This is a genomic window from Parabacteroides distasonis ATCC 8503, assembly GCF_000012845.1.
GTDB lineage: Bacteria > Bacteroidota > Bacteroidia > Bacteroidales > Tannerellaceae > Parabacteroides > Parabacteroides distasonis.
This window is the reverse complement of record NC_009615.1, coordinates 274,269-294,991: the sequence shown is the minus strand read 5'-3', so window position 1 is coordinate 294,991 and position 20,723 is coordinate 274,269. Positions and strand designations below refer to the sequence as shown.

17 protein-coding genes and 1 pseudogene are annotated in these 20,723 nt (G+C 47.2%); 14 read left to right on the top strand and 4 right to left on the bottom strand.

Features of this window, described 5'->3' with window-relative positions; genetic code table 11:
* Positions 1–53 precede the first annotated feature (53 nt).
* From atpE to thrC, 9 genes are all read left to right on the top strand, one after another.
* Positions 54–308 (top strand): ATP synthase F0 subunit C, encoded by a 255-nt coding sequence (gene atpE, locus BDI_RS01330; RefSeq protein WP_005861792.1) that lies wholly within the window; start codon positions 54–56, stop codon positions 306–308.
* A 14-nt stretch (positions 309–322) separates the two neighbouring features.
* A complete protein-coding gene (gene atpF / locus BDI_RS01325; protein WP_005861790.1) occupies positions 323–823 on the top strand; it encodes a F0F1 ATP synthase subunit B in 501 nt (166 codons plus the stop codon).
* Between the two features lie 3 nt (positions 824–826).
* Positions 827–1,369, top strand: a complete 543-nt coding sequence (locus BDI_RS01320) for a F0F1 ATP synthase subunit delta (RefSeq protein WP_011965942.1) — start codon at positions 827–829, stop codon at positions 1,367–1,369.
* A 12-nt stretch (positions 1,370–1,381) separates the two neighbouring features.
* A complete protein-coding gene (gene atpA, locus BDI_RS01315) occupies positions 1,382–2,959 on the top strand; it encodes a F0F1 ATP synthase subunit alpha (protein WP_005861786.1) in 1,578 nt (525 codons plus the stop codon).
* Positions 2,947–3,810 (top strand): F0F1 ATP synthase subunit gamma, encoded by an 864-nt coding sequence (locus BDI_RS01310; RefSeq protein WP_005865919.1) that lies wholly within the window; start codon positions 2,947–2,949, stop codon positions 3,808–3,810. Before atpA ends, BDI_RS01310 begins: the two co-directional genes overlap by 13 nt.
* Before the next feature lie 156 nt (positions 3,811–3,966).
* The gene (locus tag BDI_RS01305; RefSeq protein ID WP_005861782.1) at positions 3,967–4,932 is read left to right on the top strand and encodes a DMT family transporter; all 966 of its coding nucleotides are present in this window, start codon (positions 3,967–3,969) and stop codon (positions 4,930–4,932) included.
* Positions 4,933–5,214: 282 nt separating this feature from the next.
* Positions 5,215–7,656 (top strand): bifunctional aspartate kinase/homoserine dehydrogenase I, encoded by a 2,442-nt coding sequence (gene thrA / locus BDI_RS01300; RefSeq protein WP_005861780.1) that lies wholly within the window; start codon positions 5,215–5,217, stop codon positions 7,654–7,656.
* A 2-nt stretch (positions 7,657–7,658) separates the two neighbouring features.
* Positions 7,659–8,867 (top strand): cofactor-independent phosphoglycerate mutase, encoded by a 1,209-nt coding sequence (locus tag BDI_RS01295; protein ID WP_011965941.1) that lies wholly within the window; start codon positions 7,659–7,661, stop codon positions 8,865–8,867.
* A gap of 3 nt (positions 8,868–8,870) precedes the next feature.
* On the top strand, positions 8,871–10,184 hold the full coding sequence (gene thrC, locus BDI_RS01290; protein WP_011965940.1) for a threonine synthase: 1,314 nt from the start codon (positions 8,871–8,873) through the stop codon (positions 10,182–10,184).
* Between the two features lie 1,003 nt (positions 10,185–11,187).
* Here thrC and BDI_RS01285 read toward each other — a convergent pair.
* Entirely contained in the window at positions 11,188–11,628 is a 441-nt protein-coding gene (locus BDI_RS01285) for a DUF695 domain-containing protein (RefSeq protein ID WP_005861774.1), read from the bottom strand.
* Positions 11,629–11,746: 118 nt separating this feature from the next.
* The gene (locus BDI_RS01280; RefSeq protein ID WP_005861772.1) at positions 11,747–12,229 is read right to left on the bottom strand and encodes a ferritin; all 483 of its coding nucleotides are present in this window, start codon (positions 12,227–12,229) and stop codon (positions 11,747–11,749) included.
* Positions 12,230–12,386: 157 nt separating this feature from the next.
* Between BDI_RS01280 and BDI_RS01275 the strand changes: the two genes are divergently transcribed.
* The 5 genes from BDI_RS01275 to BDI_RS01255 are packed head-to-tail and all read left to right on the top strand — an operon-like array spanning position 12,387 to position 19,188.
* Positions 12,387–12,887, top strand: a complete 501-nt coding sequence (locus BDI_RS01275) for a methylated-DNA--[protein]-cysteine S-methyltransferase (protein WP_011965939.1) — start codon at positions 12,387–12,389, stop codon at positions 12,885–12,887.
* 12 nt (positions 12,888–12,899) lie between these two features.
* The gene (locus BDI_RS01270; RefSeq protein ID WP_011965938.1) at positions 12,900–14,096 is read left to right on the top strand and encodes a hypothetical protein; all 1,197 of its coding nucleotides are present in this window, start codon (positions 12,900–12,902) and stop codon (positions 14,094–14,096) included.
* A gap of 10 nt (positions 14,097–14,106) precedes the next feature.
* The gene (locus BDI_RS01265; RefSeq protein WP_011965937.1) at positions 14,107–14,658 is read left to right on the top strand and encodes a condensin complex protein MksE; all 552 of its coding nucleotides are present in this window, start codon (positions 14,107–14,109) and stop codon (positions 14,656–14,658) included.
* Positions 14,642–18,307, top strand: coding sequence for an ATP-binding protein (locus BDI_RS01260; protein WP_011965936.1), 3,666 nt, complete (start codon positions 14,642–14,644; stop codon positions 18,305–18,307). Before BDI_RS01265 ends, BDI_RS01260 begins: the two co-directional genes overlap by 17 nt.
* 11 nt (positions 18,308–18,318) lie before the next feature.
* Positions 18,319–19,188 (top strand): DUF7281 domain-containing protein, encoded by an 870-nt coding sequence (locus BDI_RS01255; RefSeq protein WP_005861765.1) that lies wholly within the window; start codon positions 18,319–18,321, stop codon positions 19,186–19,188.
* Between the two features lie 114 nt (positions 19,189–19,302).
* On the opposite strand, the pseudogene BDI_RS20005 reads toward BDI_RS01255, so the two are convergent.
* Positions 19,303–19,659: pseudogene (locus tag BDI_RS20005) on the bottom strand (GNAT family N-acetyltransferase).
* An 11-nt stretch (positions 19,660–19,670) separates the two neighbouring features.
* Positions 19,671–20,708, bottom strand: coding sequence for a PDDEXK nuclease domain-containing protein (locus BDI_RS01250; RefSeq protein ID WP_011965933.1), 1,038 nt, complete (start codon positions 20,706–20,708; stop codon positions 19,671–19,673).
* Positions 20,709–20,723 lie beyond the last annotated feature (15 nt).

Sequence of the window (20,723 nt, the reverse complement as noted above, 5' to 3'; positions counted from 1 at the left end):
AATTAAGGTATTAGAATTATATTATTAAGGTTACTAATTTAAAATTAAACACTATGTTATCGACTATTTTATTACAAGCGGCAGCCGGGATGGGCGTAGCGAAGATGGGAGCCACTATAGGAGCGGGATTCGCCGCCATAGGTGCAGGTATCGGAATCGGATTGATCGGTAAAGGTGCCGTTGAAGCTATTGGACGCCAGCCGTCGGCCGCAGGAGAGATCCGTACCTCGATGTTGATTATGGGAGCGTTGGTAGAAGGTGTGGCATTGTTCGCTATTGTCGTATGTTTCTTAGCGTTGTTCCAATAAAAAAGTAACAAACTATGTCTTTATTAACACCGGATTCAGGGCTTCTATTCTGGATGATCGTTTCATTCGGGATTGTCTTCGTGATCCTTTCCAAATACGGTTTTCCCGTGATCGTCAAGGCAATCGAACAACGGAAAGCTTACATTGACAATTCCTTAGAGACGGCACGTCAGGCGAATGAGCGACTTGCCCATATCCAAGCCGAGGGCGAGAAGATGCTAGCCGAGGCCAAGGAAAAGCAAAACGCCGTCCTGAAGGAAGCCTTTGCCGAAAAGGAGCGGATCATCGAGGAGGCACGGAAAAAGGCCGTCTCCGAGGCACATCTGCAGATAGAGGAGGCTACCCGGCGTATCCGCGAAGAAAAAGAGAAAGCTATTCGCGAAGTCCGCTCGGAGATAGCGGATCTGTCTATCGCTATCGCAGAGAAAGTAATGAAAGAGAAAATCGGCCGGGATAAGGAACAACAACAGATGATCGACCGGCTGCTGGATGAGGTATCGTTTAGTAAATCGTAAGGTATGGATATAGGAACTATTTCTTCCCGGTATGCCAAAGCGCTTTTCTCCCTAGCGAAAGACAAGGAACAGGAAAGCCGGGTATATGATGATATGAAGATGTTGGCGGACAGCTTCTCGATGGAGCCAGAGCTTAGGGGTGCCTTGAGCAACCCGATCGTTTCCGTACCGGAGAAAGTGAAATTGCTTACGGCGGCGGGAGGTATCGAGGTATGCGAGCTATATTCACGTTTTATCAATCTGGTATTAGCCCATAAACGGGAGACACTACTGCCCTTCATTGCATACATTTATATCCATTTGTACCGGAAAGAGAAGAAGATTACCCGGGTACGATTCGACACGGCCGTAGCGGTAGACGATGCGGTCAAGTCTCACCTGCAAGACAAGCTGCGGAAAGAGACGGGATGCACAATCGAGTTCTCCGGCCACGTGGAACCGGAACTAATCGGGGGCTTCCGCCTACGCATCGGCAATTACCGGATAGACGCCAGCTATGCGACGCAACTACGGGATATCCGTACCGGGCTACTCGAAAACAGATAAAAAAGAAGAAGTATGACAGAACAGATAAAAGTGAGTGAAGTCTCCTCCATCCTGCGCCAGCAATTGGAAGGAATCCATACCAGCATCAAGCTGGAAGAGGTCGGGACCGTATTGCAGGTGAGCGACGGCGTGGCCCGCATCTACGGGTTGGATAATGCGGAGGCGAACGAGTTGCTTCAATTCGATAACGGGATGGAAGCAATCGTGATGAACTTGGAGGAAGATAATGTAGGCGCCGTCCTTTTAGGTCCGACCGACCAAATCAAGGAGGGCGACACCGTAAAACGCACGGGCCGTATCGCCTCTATCGATGTCAGCGAGGGGATGATCGGGCGTGTGATCGATCCGTTGGGAAACCCGATCGACGGGAAAGGCGAGATCCTTGGCGAGACTTGCGAGATGCCGCTTGAGCGCAAGGCTCCGGGCGTGATCTTCCGTCAGCCGGTAAACGAGCCTTTGCAAACCGGTATCAAGGCCGTAGACGCTATGATCCCTATCGGGAGGGGGCAACGTGAGTTGATCATCGGCGACAGGCAGACGGGAAAGACCTCGATCGCTATCGATACCATCATCAACCAACGTAGCAACTACGAGGCAGGGAACCCGGTTTACTGTATTTACGTGGCGATCGGGCAAAAGGGTTCCACGGTAGCGGCCTTGGTGAACACCTTGCAAGAGAAAGGAGCCATGGACTATACGATTGTCGTAAGCGCGACCGCCTCCGACCCGGCAGCCATGCAATATTTCGCCCCGTTCGCCGGAGCGGCCATCGGAGAGTACTTCCGGGATAGCGGACGACACGCCTTGGTGGTCTACGACGATCTGTCCAAACAGGCGGTCGCCTACCGTGAGGTTTCCTTGATCCTTCGCCGTCCTTCCGGACGTGAGGCGTACCCGGGTGATATCTTTTACCTGCACTCCCGCCTATTGGAACGTGCCGCCAAGATCATCAACCAGCCGGAGGTAGCCCGTGAGATGAACGATCTCCCCGAAAGCATGAGAGACAAGGTGAAAGGCGGTGGCTCCTTGACCGCTTTACCGATCATCGAGACTCAGGCGGGAGACGTATCGGCTTATATCCCGACCAACGTGATCTCTATCACCGACGGACAGATATTCCTTGAGACCGATTTATTCAACCAAGGGAACCGCCCAGCTATCAACGTCGGAATCTCTGTTTCCCGTGTAGGCGGTAACGCGCAATTAAAGGCGATGAAAAAGGTAGCGGGTACCTTGAAAATCGATCAGGCTCAGTTCCGTGAATTGGAATCATTTTCCAAGTTCGGGGGCGAGATGGATGCCGTCACCGCTTTCACGATCGATAAAGGGCAGAAGAATACCCAGTTACTGATACAGCCTCAATATAGCCCGATGCCGGTGGAAGAGCAAATCTCGATCCTTTATTGCGGAACGCAAGGTCTGCTGAAAGAGGTTCCATTGGACAAGGTGCATGAGTTCGAGGCAAGGTTTTTGCAAGAGTTACGTACCTCTCACCAACGGGACGTACTGGATGTCTTAAAGACCGGCGTTATCAATGATGAGATACGAGGTATATTGGAAAAAACAGCGAAGGAGTTATGGGTTCATTGAAAGAAATAAAAGTCCGGATCGCCTCTATACGGAGCACGCAGAAGATCACCGCCGCCATGAAAATGGTATCGTCGGCCAAGTTTCATCATGCCCAGACGCAAACCGAGCATACACTTACATATGCTAATAAACTATCCGCTATCTTAAACGGTCTTCTTTCGGCGGAATGCGACCTAGACTCACCTTACACCGAACAGCGTAAGGTGAGCAAGGTGGCTATCGCCGTATTCGCCTCGAGCACGGGTTTATGCGGGACATTCAATGCCAATATATGGAAAGAGTTATCCGCCACGATCCAGACTTATAAGAACCAGCAAATAGAGGTAGGCCTCTACCCTATCGGCAAGAAAATAGCGGATGAGCTTCATAAAGCGGGGTATAGCTTCGACACTGATTTCGTCACGATCGGCGAAAAGCCGTCTTATGAAAGCGCCGTATCCTTGGCGAACCGTCTCATGGAGCTGTTCGTCACAGGTAAAGCAGACCGGGTGGAATTACTGTATCACCATTTCAAGAACATGGCGACACAAGTCGTAACCCACAAGACGTATCTTCCCCTTTCCCTCTCGGATACGGAAGCGGCGGAAACGGCCACCGACTACATCCTTGAGCCCTCGGCGGAAGAGTTGCGTAACCGGCTTTTCCCGAAATTGCTGAACCTAACCATCTATACGATCCTACTCGACACCTCAACCGCCGAGCACGCCGCCCGTATGATGGCCATGCAGACCGCCAACGACAATGCGAACGATTTAATCCAACAATTAACTTTGCAATATAATAAAACCCGCCAGCAAGCCATCACCAACGAATTGCTGGATATCATGGGAGGAGCGGCCGTTTCATCGTAATAAAAACGGGATGCTTCCTTGACTAAACAGACAATGATCCGTATGTAAAACACTTTACTAACGGATCATTTCTTATTTACAAAAAAAAGTAAGACCTTTGCTCACCAAAACATAAGCCTGTATACATTTATATTATACCAATCTAGGATCGTACTTATGATGAATCAAGAAAAGCTAAAAGGGCATCTCCTTATTTTAGCGGCCAACATCCTGTTCGCCATTAATATGCCCGTATCCAAATATCTACTCCCCGAGCATGTGCAACCCGAGGCGCTGACCAGTATGCGGATGAGCTTCGCTTGCGTGATGTTCTGGATCACCTCCCTATTTGTTCCCTATGAGAAAGTGCCGTTGAAGGACTTGGGACTTCTATGCCTTTGCGCCCTTTGCGGAGTAGGCTTGAACCAAGGGCTTTTTATCTGGGGATTGAATACCACGTCGCCGGTAGACGCTTCCATCATAGCGACCGCCGTCCCCATCTTTGTCATGATCCTGGCGGCCCTGATCCTAAAGGAACCGATCACACGGATGAAAACGTTCGGGGTACTGCTTGGCATATGCGGGGCGATCTCCTTGATACTACAATCCACGCAAGGTTCCAATCAAGCGAGCAGTCTGGGGGGAAACCTGTTGATTACGGTTAGCGGATTCATGTACTCGATCTATTTGGTAGTATCCAAACCTCTAACACTCAAGTACTCATCCGTCACGATGATGAAATGGATGTTCCTGTTCTCCACGCTGATTACCCTGCCTTTCGCTATCGAATCCATCTGGAATACCCCGGCTTTCCACAAAGAGGTCTTCGACGGCCAAGAGTTGGGAGCCATCTTCTTCGTGTTATTCGGGGCCACGTTCGTACCTTATTTATTAATACCGCTGGCCTTAAAGCGAATCCGCCCGACTACCGTCAGCATGTACAATTATATCCAACCGATCGTAGCTTCCTTTATCGCCGTATTCATCGGTCAGGATAGTTTTAGCGTAACGAAACTAGTATCGGCCGCACTTGTTTTCTCCGGCGTCTATTTAGTGACCCAAAGCAAGAGCCGGGCGGACCTTGAACAACAAAATAGTCAATCTTTTAGCAAAAACGCTTGCAATATGAAAAATAATGCGTAATATTGCCCCCATAATATAAAAGAATAAGCACAATACAAAATCAATGATGAGTGTAGAGTCCTCATATTATACATGGGCATTGATGACCCCTTGGGGGGTTAGAATCTATTAATAAGCATTCGCGTAGACCACGTCACGCTATGTCGCAATCTCGTATTGCATCCTTTTTTATTTCTCCTTTTACATAAATAAGTTTAATCAATCGGTCATTGTCGGTTGCTAATCATGAAAAAGCCTTTTCTTGATTGCCAATCCTCGATGAACCATTAAAAATACATATCGATGAAAGTATTAAAATTCGGCGGAACATCCGTAGGTTCCGTGAATAGTATCTTAAGTGTAAAGAAAATAGTAGAGGCTATCGAAGAGCCCGTAATCGTGGTTGTCTCCGCTTTAGGGGGCATCACCGATAAATTGCTGGCCACTTCTACCATGGCTTCTAAAGGCGACCTTGCCTACGAGAAAGAATTATCGGAGATCATCGCCCGCCATCTGGACGTGATCGAGGGAGTGATAGAGGACAAGGAGGTACGCATGGATGTCCAGAAGAAAGTGATGGCTTTACTGGATGAATTGAGCAATATTTTCAAAGGTGTTTATTTGATTAACGATTTATCCGCCAAGACATCCGATACGATCGTAAGTTATGGCGAGCGCCTATCTTCCTTGATCGTCTCGAACGTGATCAAGGACGCTAAGTTATTCGACTCACGCAAATATATCAAGACAGTCAAGCAATTCAACAAGCATATCGTGGATTTCGACTTGACCAACAAGCTCATAAAAGAGACCTTCTCGCCGCTGCCCAAGGTTTCCTTGGTGCCCGGATTCATCTCTTCCAGCACGGAAACCGGAGAGGTTACGAACCTCGGACGAGGGGGATCGGATTATACCGCCTCCATCTTGGCGACCGCCTTAGACGCTAACACCTTGGAGATATGGACGGACGTGGATGGTTTCATGACCGCTGATCCCCGTGTGATCAGCTCCGCCTACGTAATCGACCGGCTTACTTTTACGGAGGCGATGGAGTTGTGTAACTTCGGGGCGAAAGTAATCTATCCGCCGACGATCTATCCGGTTTATCATAAGAATATCCCGATCCGTATCTTGAATACCTTCAACCCGACCGCTCCCGGAACCTATATCTCGAAAGAGCGGGTGAAAGAGGAAGGCAAGGCCATCATCAAGGGTATCTCCTCCATCAACGATACCTGTTTGATCACGGTACAAGGTTTAGGTATGGTGGGCGTGATCGGCGTGAACTACCGGATCTTTAAGACGCTCGCCAAGAATGGCATCAGCGTATTTATGGTATCGCAGGCCAGCTCCGAGAATAATACGACTTTCGCCGTACGTAACGCCGACGCTGATTTGGCCGTACAAGTATTGAACGACGAGTTCGCCTTGGAGCGTGCGCAGGGTGATATGAACGATACCGTAGCGGAGAAGGATCTGGCTACCGTCGCTATCGTAGGCGAGAACATGAAACGTACCCCGGGTATCGCCGGTAAGCTGTTCGGTACGCTGGGACGTGCGGGCATCAGCGTGATCGCTTGCGCCCAAGGCGCTTCCGAGACGAATATCTCTTTCGTTATCAAGCATAAATACCTTCGCAAGGCGTTGAACTCCATTCATGACTCTTTTTTCCTATCCGAATATAAGGTATTGAACCTTTTCATCGCCGGTGTAGGAACCGTAGGCGGCAATTTATTGGAACAGATACGCATCCAGCAACCGAAACTGATGCGGCAAAACGGTTTGAAGCTGAATGTCGTAGGTATCTCAAACTCCAAGAAAGCCCTTTTATGCCGGGAAGGGATCAACCTCGACAATTATCTGGAGGAGCTGAAGGAGAACGGGGAAGAGAGTAACCCGGAACATCTATGCGAGGAGATCGTAAAGATGAATATCTTCAACTCCGTATTCGTGGACTGTACGGCAAGCCCGGACGTGGCGGCTCTTTACGAGACGTTGATGAACAATAACGTATCCGTCGTGGCGGCTAATAAAGAAGCGGCTTCCTCCTCCTACGATAATTATACCAAGCTCAAGGAGACCGCCCGCCACCGAGACATCAAGTTCTTGTTCGAGACGAACGTAGGCGCCGGCCTCCCGATCATCAATACGATGAACGACTTGATCAATAGCGGTGACCATATATTGAAACTGGAGGCCGTACTTTCCGGTACGCTGAATTATATCTTTAATACGATCAGCGCCGATATTCCTTTCAGCGAGGCGATCCATATGGCAAAGGAAGCCGGATACGCCGAGCCGGACCCACGTATCGACCTTAGCGGCAAAGACGTAATCCGTAAGCTGGTTATCTTGGCCCGTGAGGCCGGTTATCCGGTGGAGCAAGCCGACGTAAAACGGAACCTGTTCATCCCGGAAAAGTACTTCGAGGGTTCCCTTGAGGACTTCTGGAAGAATATCAAGGATACAGATGCCGGTTTCGAGGAGAAACGCCAGCTACTGGAAGCGGAAGGCAAACGCTTCCGTTTCGTGGCGAAGATGGAGAACGGCGCTTGCGAGGTAGGCCTACAAGCCGTAGACAGCCACCATCCGTTCTATGAACTGGAGGGCAGCAACAATATTATCATGATCTCCACCGAGAGATATCATGAATATCCAATGATCATCAAGGGATATGGTGCCGGAGCCGACGTGACAGCCGCAGGCGTATTCGCCGACATCATATCCATTGCTAATATTCGATAGGTATGAAGCACATTATCATTTTAGGCGATGGAATGGCCGACGAGCCGATAGAGGCTCTGGGAGGCAAGACCCCGATGCAATACGCCAAGACTCCTTATATGGATAAATTGGCGGAACTGGGAGTAACCGGGCAGATGAAAACCGTAGCGGATGGTTTCCATCCCGGTAGCGAGGTCGCGAACATGGCGGTATTAGGCTATGACCTGCCCTCCGTATACGAGGGACGGGGTGTATTGGAAGCCGCCAGTATAGGCGTCGCCCTGCAGCCCGGCGAGATGGCGATGCGTTGTAACTTAATCTGCGTAGAAGGCGACATCTTGAAGAATCACTCTTCCGGCCATATCTCCACGGAGGAAGCGGACGAGTTGATCCAATGCCTGAACGAGCGATTAGGTTCCGACCATGTCAAGTTCTATACAGGTGTCTCCTACCGCCACCTATTGGTAATCAAAGGAGGCGATAAGCATCTGGATTGCACGCCACCACACGACGTACCCCTCCATCCTTTCCGGCCTTTAATGATAAAACCGGAAGTTCCGGAAGCACGAGAGACCGCCGATTTATTAAACGAATTAATCCTCAAGTCCCAAGAGATCTTAAAGGATCACCCGGTGAACCTCAAACGTATGGCAGCGGGGAAAGATCCGGCGAACAGTATCTGGCCTTGGTCTCCGGGCTACCGTCCGGCCATGCGAACGATGCGGGAGATGTACGGCTTCGGGAAAGGCTCCGTGATCTCCGCCGTCGATCTCATCCGGGGAATCGGCGTTTACGCCGGCCTCGAGGTGCTTCACGTAGAGGGAGCTACCGGATTATACGACACGAACTACGAGGGAAAAGCGCACGCCGCCCTTGAGGCCCTCAAGACAAACGACTTCGTCTACCTACATATCGAGGCTAGCGACGAGGCCGGGCATGAAGGAGACGTAGACTTAAAGATCAAGACGATAGAGTATCTGGACGACCGTGCCGTACGTATCATCCACGAGGAAACGCAAAAATGGGACGAGCCGGTAGCGATCGCTATCCTTCCGGACCACCCTACTCCTTGCTCCATACGTACGCATACGAATACCCCGGTTCCATTCCTGATTTACAAGCCGGGCGAGCAACCCGACTCCGTTACCACATTTGATGAGTTCTCCGTATCAAACGGCAAATATGGCATACTGGAAAAAGATCAATTTATAAAAGAATTTCTAAACGATTAGAGCATGAAATATTACAGCACAAACAAACAAGCCCCTGTAGCCAGCCTAGAAGAGGCCGTCGTAAAAGGTCTGGCCGGCGATAAGGGATTATATATGCCCGAGTATATCGACTCCTTGGACGAGGAGGTGATAGCCAACATGAAGAACCAGTCCTTCCACGAGATCGCCTGCACGGTAGCTCAGATGTTCTTCGGGGAAGACATCGAGCCGGAGGTATTGGACGGTATCGTAAAAGATACGCTCTCCTTCGAGACCCCGGTGGTACCCGTAAAGGATAATATCTATAGCTTGGAGTTATTTCACGGGCCTACATTGGCCTTTAAGGATGTAGGAGGGCGCTTCATGGCTCGTCTGCTCGGTTATTTCATAAAGAAAGAGGGATTGAAGCAAGTAAACGTATTGGTAGCTACTTCCGGCGATACGGGAAGCGCCGTCGCCAACGGATTCCTAGGTGTCCCGGGCATTCACGTGTATGTGCTTTATCCCAAGGGAAAGGTCAGCCCGATACAGGAATGCCAGTTCACGACATTAGGACAGAACATCACGGCATTGGAGATAGACGGCACGTTCGACGATTGCCAAGCGCTGGTTAAATCCGCCTTTATGGACGAGGAATTAAACCGTCATATGAAACTGACCTCGGCGAACTCCATCAACGTAGCCCGTTTCTTGCCCCAATCGTTCTACTATTTCAACGCTTACGCTCAGCTGGACAAGCTGGGAAAAGCGGACGAGCTGGTCGTTTGCGTGCCGAGCGGTAATTTCGGAAACATCACCGCCGGATTGTTCGCCTATTGGATGGGGCTCCCTATCAAGCGTTTCGTAGCGGCAAACAACCGTAACGACGTATTCTTGGAATACCTAAATACAGGAACTTATACACCCCGCCCATCAGTCGCCACCCTAGCGAACGCCATGGATGTAGGCGATCCGAGTAATTTCGCCCGTATCATCGACCTATTCGGCGCATTCAATGATCCCCATAAAGAAATATGCGCACTGATCTCCGGACATCGCTATACGGACGAGGAAATCGCCTCTACGATGCGAGCCGTCTATAAAGAGACGGGATATATCCTCGACCCACACGGAGCCTGTGGCTACCAAGGATTACTAGACAGCGACCTAAGCGAGACCGAGACGGGTCTATTCCTCGAGACCGCCCATCCCGCCAAATTCAAAGGAACGGTCGATAAGATATTGGAGGCAGATATCGAGATCCCGGCGAAACTGAAAGCCTTCATGGAAGGAACCAAGCAAAGCATCGAGCTGGCAAAAGATTTCGAGGGATTCAAATCTTTCTTGATGAGCCGGTAAAAAGAAGAATAGTTTTCGTAATTGATATAAAATGGAAGGTGTAGCAAATTGATATTATCGATATTTGCCACACCTTCCATTTTTATCACCTAGGACATACAAAAACAGGCGAGAATTTCAAAAAGAAATTCCGTAAGCAAGCTTTTCTTCCGAAAAGTCATGTTGTTAAATTCGATTAATTATAAGCCAAATGTATAATTATTGGAGAAATAGAGTTTTTATAGGATCAGTTGATAATTGGTGGGGATAATTATTTTCATCTATTTAAAATCTCTACCTTTGCTCTATGGAAACGAATCAACTTTATACATTAGCTCAGATAGTACTACCAAGTGCAGTTCTTACGTATTTTTAATGTCGTCAACATAGAAAGCACATCCACCGAGATTTTCATCCATCTTGATGAAAAGATGAGTGACAGTCTTAATATACATTAACCATCTCTCCCCCGATGGTTATCGGGAAATGGCAGAGGAACTATAGATACAAGTGACACATTTGTCTTTTTGACAACTTGTAATCTGAAGTCCCGGAGAATCGATTATTCCGTACCCAAGTGCGTCTCGCTTCCAAATTCGAGAGAAAAAAACAGCAATTCTCTGTTTGATAGCTGTTTGCTAAAAAACGGCCTTTCGTTCCAGCCGAAATAATTCACCCTAGTTCATGTTTTACGGTCGTAAGGCGGTAATAATGCCCAACGCTACCGCATGCGAGGGCCGATGCCTATATATGTGTAGGCTTACGCCACTATATGTGTAGCTTGACGCGACTATATGTGTGGGTTGACACTGCTATATGTGTGAGTTGATACAGCCATATGTGTAGGTTGATACGTATATATTCGTTAAAAAGCGACGCTTATCATGTTAAAAAGCGGAGGTGGCAGCTTGTTCGCACTCCCCGTTTACGCCCGTTGGCTTTTATAGCCAGAGAGCCGTGTCGTGAAAAAGAAGGTATTTCAATCAAAAAGATACCTTTCACGCCAAACTCGAAGCACAGGATCTCAATCCACCGCCCACTCTTTCATCTCATACATATCCTTATATTCTTCCCAATCTGGATCCATCTCGGTATAAATAGAGATGGGCAGTAATTCGAAAGGAGCCAAGGCCTCATTCAAGCGTTCGCCGAATACACGCACGGTACGTGTGTAAAACACCCAGACCTTCTCTCCTCCTCCGGTATAGACACCCGTCAGGATAGCCAGCTTGTCTTTCTTTTCCATCGCCTTACGAAGCGCTTCCTCCACGGCCTCCATTTTCTCGCCAAGGTCATCGCTAGGAAGGCCTCTCCCATCTCCCTCGTATTTCCAAGTGATCTCGACACGTTCCTTGAACTTACCGGATTCGGTAAACTCATTCAACTCGTCCCGCCCGTAAACGGTAATCATTTGCCCTGACTCGTTTTCCGAGAGAGCCGTAAACCATACATCGCTTAATCTCATATTTATATTTTCTATTTATCTATAAGTATTCCTTACTGACTTTACCGGGTAAAAATACGACAAAAAAGGCTGCGTCCGGTGAAGATACAGCCTTTTTATATTTCTCGACGGAAATTTATTATCTCTTTCCTAATCTATGATCCATAATGGCGTAATGGCATTCCCCATAATTCTTCAATTGATCCACGATCTCTTTAGCCGTAGATTCTTCCTCTACTTGCTCGCGTACGAACCAGAACAAGAAATCACGGGAAGCATGATCCTTATCAGCCTCGGCGATATCAACCAATTTGTCGATCAACTCTGATACATAGCACTCGTGTTTGTAAACATGCTCGAATACCTCCAACGGATTTCCCCAGCCTGTCGGAACCACGTTGATCTGGCCGATCGTAATATCGCCGCCACGATCCAAGGCGTAATCGATCAACTTATGAGCATGCTCCAATTCCTCAGCCGCTTGTTTCTTCATCCAATGGGCGAAACCGTTCAACCCTGCTTTCTGGAAATACACGGACATTGACAAATACAAATTCGAAGACCACATCTCCGCATTAACTTGGGCATTGAACGCCTCTGATAAATTTCTACTTAAGATCATAATTTTATCATTGTTTAAAAATGTTGAAGTATTATCCGTTCACGAAATTTCACTATGCAAATATAAATAAAAGTAGGATTCCTTATCTCATTTCCGCCCTTAGATATTGGCTACTTTCGAAAATTTTTCTAACTTACGCCCTTATTTGATAAACATCATGCAATACACCGACAAATATCGATCTCCCTTGGGAGAAATAACCCTAGCCAGCGATGGCGACCACCTGACAGGATTATGGTTCGACGGGCAAAAATATTTTGCCGCCACTTTATCGGCGGAACACCAAGAAAGAGAACTGCCGATATTCGAACAAGCCAAAGAGTGGCTGGATAGCTATTTCATGGGTAAGATTCCCAGCTTCACCCCTCCTATCCATCTGGAGGATACGCCTTTCCGACTTGCGGTATGGGACTTATTGAGCAAAATACCTTATGGCGAAGTCGTAACCTACAAGGAGCTCGCCGGCGAAATCGCCCGGCAAAAAGGTATCCCGAGCATGTCTACGCAAGCGATCGGAGGAGCGGTAGGCCATAACCCAATCAGTATCATCATCCCCTGCCACCGTGTCGTAGGCAGCGATGGCAGCCTAACCGGATACGCAGGAGGTGTCGACAAAAAGAGAAGCCTGCTTACTATCGAGCAGGCCAAAGGATTCTAAAACCGTATCAGTATGCGCACATTTCGTTCTATCGAAGAATTGGTTCGTACGCTCGACCGAGAGAGGGAACTGCTACGTGAGATGTTTCATAAACGGACCTCCCTTTCCTTCAAATACGATTTCGCGGTGGAGCTGACCGATTATAAGGAGGAGCGGGTACAGAGCTTGATCAATTACGGAGTGATACGTAGTAGCGGCGATTTCTTGGAGATGGAAGACATTTACCTGAAGTTTTTCGAGGAGGTGCTGCAAGTGAACGAAGAGGTGAATGTAGCCTATATACAAGGACATCTCAGCAAGCTGAACGAGCAGATAGAGTATTATCTGAAAGAGAATAACGAGAGACGGCGATATAACTACCATAATGACGTGCGCCGTACGCTCAAGAACATAGTGCTCACCACGGTACGCAACGTGATCGACCTGAAGCGGAATCTGGACAGCACGTATAAGAACGAGCCGAACTATCAGATAAAGAAAGTAAAACTGCAACGACTGGGCGAGAAACTGAAGAATATCATCCAACTCATCAACAAGTGCGAAGATGCGATCGATAAAGATCAATTGCTCTTCTTCCGCAAGGCAATGGATGCCCAGATGCGTGCCACGGTGAGCGACGTGAAGTTGCAACTCATCGACTCCTCCCACAACCTCATGGAGATACAGCGGCAAATCGTTCATTACCTCAACATGATCGAATACCAGAATCGAATCTTCGAGAAAGTACGCAAGCTAAAGTATCTTAAAGAGCAATTCCTGCTGGAGGAGAATACGAATATCAAGCAAGTGCTGGCTGAACGTAACCATGTGTGGATGGAGCCGCAACCCTGTTATCGCATCAAACTTTCAATAGATTACCTGCGCAATTCGGACGAAGCGCTGACACTTATCAAGAAACTCGCCACTAAGCTTAAAAGGCGTGACGATAAATCGAGAGACGTAGCGGAAGCAATACCTGCCGAATATCTGGAAGGTAAGGCGGAAGTGATCGATCAAGTGAACTTGAGGGAAGTGTACAACTCGTTTGTGGCTTCCGGCGAGCATCTTTTCGCTTTTGTCATGAATTACGCTTATAAGAATGCGGTAAGTACAGAAGACAAGCTCGTCTTTTTCTGCCAGATAGCCTCTGAATATGCCGAAGATTTGAACTTTTCCGACCGTTACGAATGTAAGGGACAGGTAGAGTATCCCTTAGTTTTCCCTAAATAATTCATCGACCATGAAATATACCGAAGAAATATACAGTACATTGAGCCATGGCGGATTTATCTCGTCCAATAGCCTTTCGCCCGCAGTCCGTCGTTACTACGATGCCATCGAAGAGGAGTTGACCGACTATTATGAATATTATAAAGGCATAGGTTTCTATCTTGAAAGCGGCAATGGCTACTACTTTTTCGCACGTAAAGAAAGCAAGGCGGATATAGATCGTAAACTCGAAGCCGCCGCTCGCTGGATAGATTATCTCTGCTTCTTGAAAACCTACAATTCAGCCTTCGGCCCCGGTTTCGTATTCAGCAAGTCGGACATAGTGACACAAATACGTACCGAAATCGAGCTGAAGGAGCAAGCCAAGGAACTCTTTAGCGACAAGAAAGGTTTCGAGGAAATCGTTGATAAGCTCATCAACGAGTTAAAGACTATGGGATTTATAGAGTATGAAGACGAGGACGAAGGCACTTGGAAGGTACTAACGGCTTTTCATTATATAGAAGAGTTGGTAGATTGTATTAACATAACAGAAGAGGGACAATATGAGATACCTGAATAAAATAGTTTTCCTGAATAGCGCACATATCCCTTATTCCGAGATTCAACTGGACGGAAACGTGCATTTCATTGGTACGCAGGGTGTAGGAAAGAGTACGCTGCTCCGGGCTATTCTTTTCTTTTACAACGCCGATAAGCTGAGGCTAGGCATACCCAAAGAGAAAAGAAGTTACGATGAGTTCTACCTTCCTTATGCCAACTCATTCATCGTCTACGAGGTGATGCGTGAAAACGGCCCTTATTGCGTGATGGCTTTCAAGCAACAAGGGCGTGTGGCTTATCGATTTATTGACGCACCCTATCAGTCATCATGGTTCGTCAACGAGCGTCGTGAGGTTCGTGCCGATTGGATCTCTATTCGCAAAGCCATTGGCACAGAGACGCAAATCAGTCGTATCGTCGTTTCTTATCAAGAGTTCCGGGATATTATTTTCGGCAACAATCGTCGTCCCGATCTCATAGGTTTCCGTAAATACGCTATCGTAGAAAGCCCTAATTATCAAAATATCCCCCGAACCATACAGAATGTGTTCCTCAACTCCAAACTGGATGCCGATTTCATCAAGGACACGATAATCCGCTCCATGAATGAGGAAGAGGTGAATATAGACCTTGATGTCTACCGTAACCAGACGAAAGATTTCGAACAGAATTACAATGACGTTACGCTTTGGCTGGACAATGAAAAACCCGGAGGGTCGCCGGTACAAAGACAAGCCGGGAAAGTGATGCAAAGCTATCGCGACTTATTGTACATGGATAGCCACATAGCCAAGGGACGTGCCGAATTATGCTATGCAGAGAAATCAGCCTTGAAGCAGCGCCCATTAATTGACGAGGAAATATCCAGACACAAAACCGAGCTGGAACGTGTACATCGCTTACAAAGTGAGGAGACAAAGAAATACCAAGATGGACGGGACAAATTGATAAAAGAGAAAGGCTCGGTTGATGCCGACTTAAAACGTGCCAAGCAGAAACAGCTGGAGTACGAGCAGATGAACATTACCGAAATAATTCGCAGGGTAGAGCAGAAAAATGCGGTTACCGATGAATTAACACGCCAACAGCAACGGAGGCAGGAACTCACACGTGCCTACGATGATGTCATAGCCAAATACAGTGCACTTATAGAACGGGTAGATACCGACTTTCGAGCCTTTGAGAATGCGCAACACGCATTGGTGAACGAAAGGGAATATGCGACAAATAAGCAGAACGAGAGCTTGATGCAGACACGGCGCAATGAAGAGAACGAGGTATATACGCGTTTTGAGGAGAAATCGCAACTCTCGGCAGACAAACTCCAGCAACTACGAGAGGAGAAATCGCAACAAAACAATGAGTTGCTACGGATAGCCCACGAAGATCCCTATAAAGAAGAACATGCCAAAGCCGACGAGGAACTGAACAAACTGAATACTCGTGCACAGGAGTTGAAAATGTCCATTCAGCAACTCTCTACGCAAGCTGTAAGCCTGCGTCAAGAGGCTGGAATGAAGTTACGGGAATTGGAGTTGGCACAGGCTCAGCCTCTCGCTAACGCACAAAAAGAGAAGCAAGAGATAGAGGAACAAATAGCCCGGCTGGAGTCGCTCATCGAACGGCGCAAAGGTTCGCTGGCCGAATGGCTGGACAGGAACAAACCCGCATGGAAAGATACGATCGGAAAAATAGCCGATGAAGAGAAAATACTTTATCGCGATGACTTGGCGCCGCAGGTAACCAACCAAGGGGAGGTTTCCTTGTATGGCGTGCAAATAGACCTTACGGCATTGGAACGCAATTTCCGTACCCCCGAGGAATTGAAAGCAGAACTGGCCATATACCAAGGAGCATTGTCACAGTGCGTCAAGCGGATCAATATGCTACACCAAGAATTGGCAGAGCAAACGGAGGCTTTGAAGAAACAATACAACAAGCGCTTGCGTGAGATAACAGACCGACAGCGTCTGCAAGAATCCGAACAACTTCAGCTTCCCGCATTCATCAAGAACGCCATGGCACAATCCGCCTCATGGCAAAAGAAGACGGACGATTGGCGTGAACAGCGTATGGTTGAAATCCGGATGAAACAGAACGATACGGCTCATCGACTGGCTCTTTGCGAGGAAGAGATAAAGAAGTTGAAGGCTGATCGTGCGCATCGTCTTAAGGTATGCGAGAAAAGTTACAAAGAGAAGAAGCTCCAACTGGAACAGGAACTGAATAACTACCGCAACAGTATCGAGACAGAAATAAAACTTCACAAGCAGCAATCGCAGGAACGCCGTAAAGAACTGGAGGCTTCCCAACAAGCGGAGCTTAGCGGAAAAGGCGCCGACACGGCAGCCATCGGAAAATATGACGCACGCATCCTGCAGATTCAAAAAGATCTGGCTTACATCGAGAAACATTTCCCCGACACCATCCGCTATCAAAAGGACAAAGAGGAACTTTTTGATCGTGAACCACAACTTCGCAGTAGAAAGAAGATGCTTGAGGATGAATTGGCCACGCTTGAAGAACGTTTCACTTTGCGTAGCGAGAAACTGAACATACAAGAAAAACATCAGCAAGCCTTATTAGGCAAGGGCATCGAAACAAAGAGAAGCTTGGAGGAAGGTTTGGCACAGGCCGCCAAATTTCACGAAGACTCCACTTTCTGCCCACCCGAAGTAGTAGTGACCGAAGAGAGGCAGACCTTGAAGAGTTGCGCAGAGTTGGTGCAAGAGTTGAAAGACCATATCACCGGCCGCATGAAACAATTGGAAGAATTCAAACGGATGGTTAATCTGTTTAAAAGCAACTTCTCGGCCAAGAACACGTTCAGTTTCCGCACCGATCTGTCTACGGAGGAAGACTATCTGGATTTTGCCTCCAACCTCTGCGAGTTTGTGGATAATAATAAGATCCTCGATTTTCAGAAACAAATCAGCGAACGCTATACACACATCATTCAGCGCATCTCCAAAGCGGTAGGCGAGCTTACCCAGAATGAAGGTGAGATACATCGTACCATAGGCGATATCAACAAGGATTTCGAGCGCCGTAACTTTGCGGGAGTGATACGCAAGATAGAACTCCGTGCACAACCCAGCAGCGACCGACTGATGCAACTCCTCAAGGAAATAAAGAAATTTTGCGATGAGAACGAATTCAATATGGGTGAAGTAGACCTCTTCTCGCAAATGGATCTGCGCGAGGTCATCAACAGGCAGGCCGTGCGCTATTTGCTCAACCTCATGAAGGAATTGCAAAATGAACCGTCCCGTAAGCGGTTGCTGCTCACCGATACGTTTAAACTGGAGTTCCGCATCACGGAGAATGACAACGATACGGGATGGGTAGAAAAGATATCAAATGTAGGTTCGGATGGAACGGACATCCTAGTGAAGGCCATGGTAAACATTATGCTCATCAATGTCTTCAAAGAGAAAGCCTCACACAAGTTTGGAGAGTTTCGTTTGCATTGCATGATGGATGAGATCGGGAAATTGCACCCCACCAACGTGAAGGGTATCCTTGACTTCGCCAACAGTCGCAACATTTTGCTTATCAACTCCTCACCTACTACCTATAATGTAGAGAGCTATCGCTACACATATTTGTTGGGTAAGGACAGTGGAGCCAACACCAAAGTTACGCCATTATTGAAATATGATAATTAATGTTAGGAACCATGATTGATAGAGAACAGAATTTACGTTTGGGCGATGCCCGTAAACTGTCGCAAATGATGCAAGGCGAGAGCGTGCCCTCTTCCGGGCTTTCCAAACAGATGGCAGAAGAACTGCTCTCCGAGGATTTGATTTGGCAGCAAGTCTATGGTAGCAGAAGAAAATTCAAACTGAGAGACGCAAATGCGTTATCTATCTATTTAGCACAGCGATATGGGATACAAGTCTCGCTGGATGAGTGGATCAAGGTAATGGAGAGTGGCGAAACGGTGAGCCGTGCCAGACAAGTAGAAGTTACATCACGTTCTAAGGCGAAAAGTACCCGTAGTTTTACCGGATTCCTCGTTAAAAGTTATCAGCCCATTGAAACGTCGCTGTATGGAGAACCGCTGCTAATCAACCCTCCGCAGGGACTCTCTCTCTTTATAGAAGATTTCACGCATTTCCGCTTGGCGGATGATGTTACGGTGGTAGGTATCGAGAATGGAGAAAACTTCCAGCATATAGAGCAGATGAGGCATTTGTTCAAAAACATCAAGGTATTATTTGTCTCTCGTTATCCCCAGAGTTCGGATCTTCGCACATGGTTGCGGGCCATTTCCAATCCCTATCTTCATTTTGGGGATTTCGATCTTGCCGGCATTCACATTTTCCTCACTGAATTCTTCACTCATCTCGGTCTTAAGGCCCGCTTCTTTATACCTTCCGACATCGAGACGCGTCTTCAAACGGGAAACACCCTCCTTTACAACCTACAGTACGAACGTTTTAAAGAGATGAAAGTAATTGACGAACGGCTGAAACCACTCGTAGCGATGATCCACCGCTACCGTCGTATCTATGAGCAAGAAGGATATCTTCAAAATAGATAAAAGACACGCATTCAAAACAAGCAAGCTTCAATCCCAAAGTAAGTTAACTTACTTCATCATTTAAGTCAACTTACTTGGCCGCAAAGTTAACTTACTTTTTTTCGCCTTGAAATCTTATAAGTTTTTACCTTTATCAAGCTCTTTTGCCATCCAAAAATTAATAAGACAAAGCTGATTAGCCTTGCGTTTTCGTTCCACTTCTACTATATATCTTTTTTTTCAAAGAAAGGGCGAGCGGTTAGGCTCACTTCCGATGTAACTCGTGTGATACCAGCCGTAATCGCATACCGCTCTATATCGTTTAAAAGTATCGTAACGATACCTTTACTTTGGAAGTCCTTGTGAACAAACATCGAATGTAGATGCCCAATCTTCTACCTCTGCTTGCGAATAATCGCACCTGTTCACCACCAATACGGTATTCTGAAATAAAGCTCGAATGCAAAGGTAGGAAAGTTTTTGGAGTAGCAAAACAAAAGTTGCTACTCCTCGCTTACATCACCACTCTCCTCGATGGAATTAATTTCTTGAATGAGTAATGCCTGAAGTTCGTCTTTGGGCAGCAACAGTTGATACTCGGCAACCCCAATCGGCTTGTTTATATCTTGCAAAGCAATCTCTACATCCAAGTGGTCCTTGTCGGCGCAAAGAATGATACCGATTGACGGGTTCTCATTCTCTCCTTTTTCCAAGCGGTCAAGCAGCGAAAGGTAGAGATTCATCTTGCCTACATACTCTGCCTTGAAGGCCCCGAGCTTCAATTCAATCGCAACGAGCGACCTCAAACCTCTGTGAAAAAAGAGCATATCCACTGCATATTCCTTATTGTTATACTCCAGACGATATTGGTTTCCGATAAAAGAAAAACCTTTGCCCAACTCCAGTATAAACGACTTGATTTTAGATACTAATCGCTTCTCCAGTTCCAACTCCTTAACAGGCTCTGTTATTCTAAGGAATCCTAAGTTGTACGAACTTTTAAATACTTCATTAGCATAGTCGGCATGCGCCATCGGCAGTACGGCATCAAAGTTATTCGTTTTGATTTTCGTCTGACGGGCTGCGTAGGTATTCATCTTTATTGCATTGAGCAGCATATCTCTCGACCAACCTTTTTGCAAGCACTCTTCTGCGTAGAATAAGGCTTCATTAGCTGACAACGACTTATCCAACAGTAGTAAATTATGTCCCCAAGGTAAAACTGCCACAGCTTGTAGCAGTTTTGTATCTTCTTGATAATAACGCTCGTATAGGCGTTTCATATTCCAAAGGTTACGAGGAGACAATCCCATATCCGGAAACTGTTCTTTCAAGTCCACTGACAATCGTTTAACCACGCCACTACCATATCCACTCTCTAAATTTCTATCAAAGAGTAACTTCCCGATATTCCAATATACAGAATTGACGGTAGTGTTTACTTGCCGAGCAATGGTCGTGCGAGCAGTTTGAATCTCAGAAACCGCCTGCTGCAATATTTGAGCGTACTCGTTATCATTTATTCTTATTTCTTTTGCCATATCATGAATCTTTTC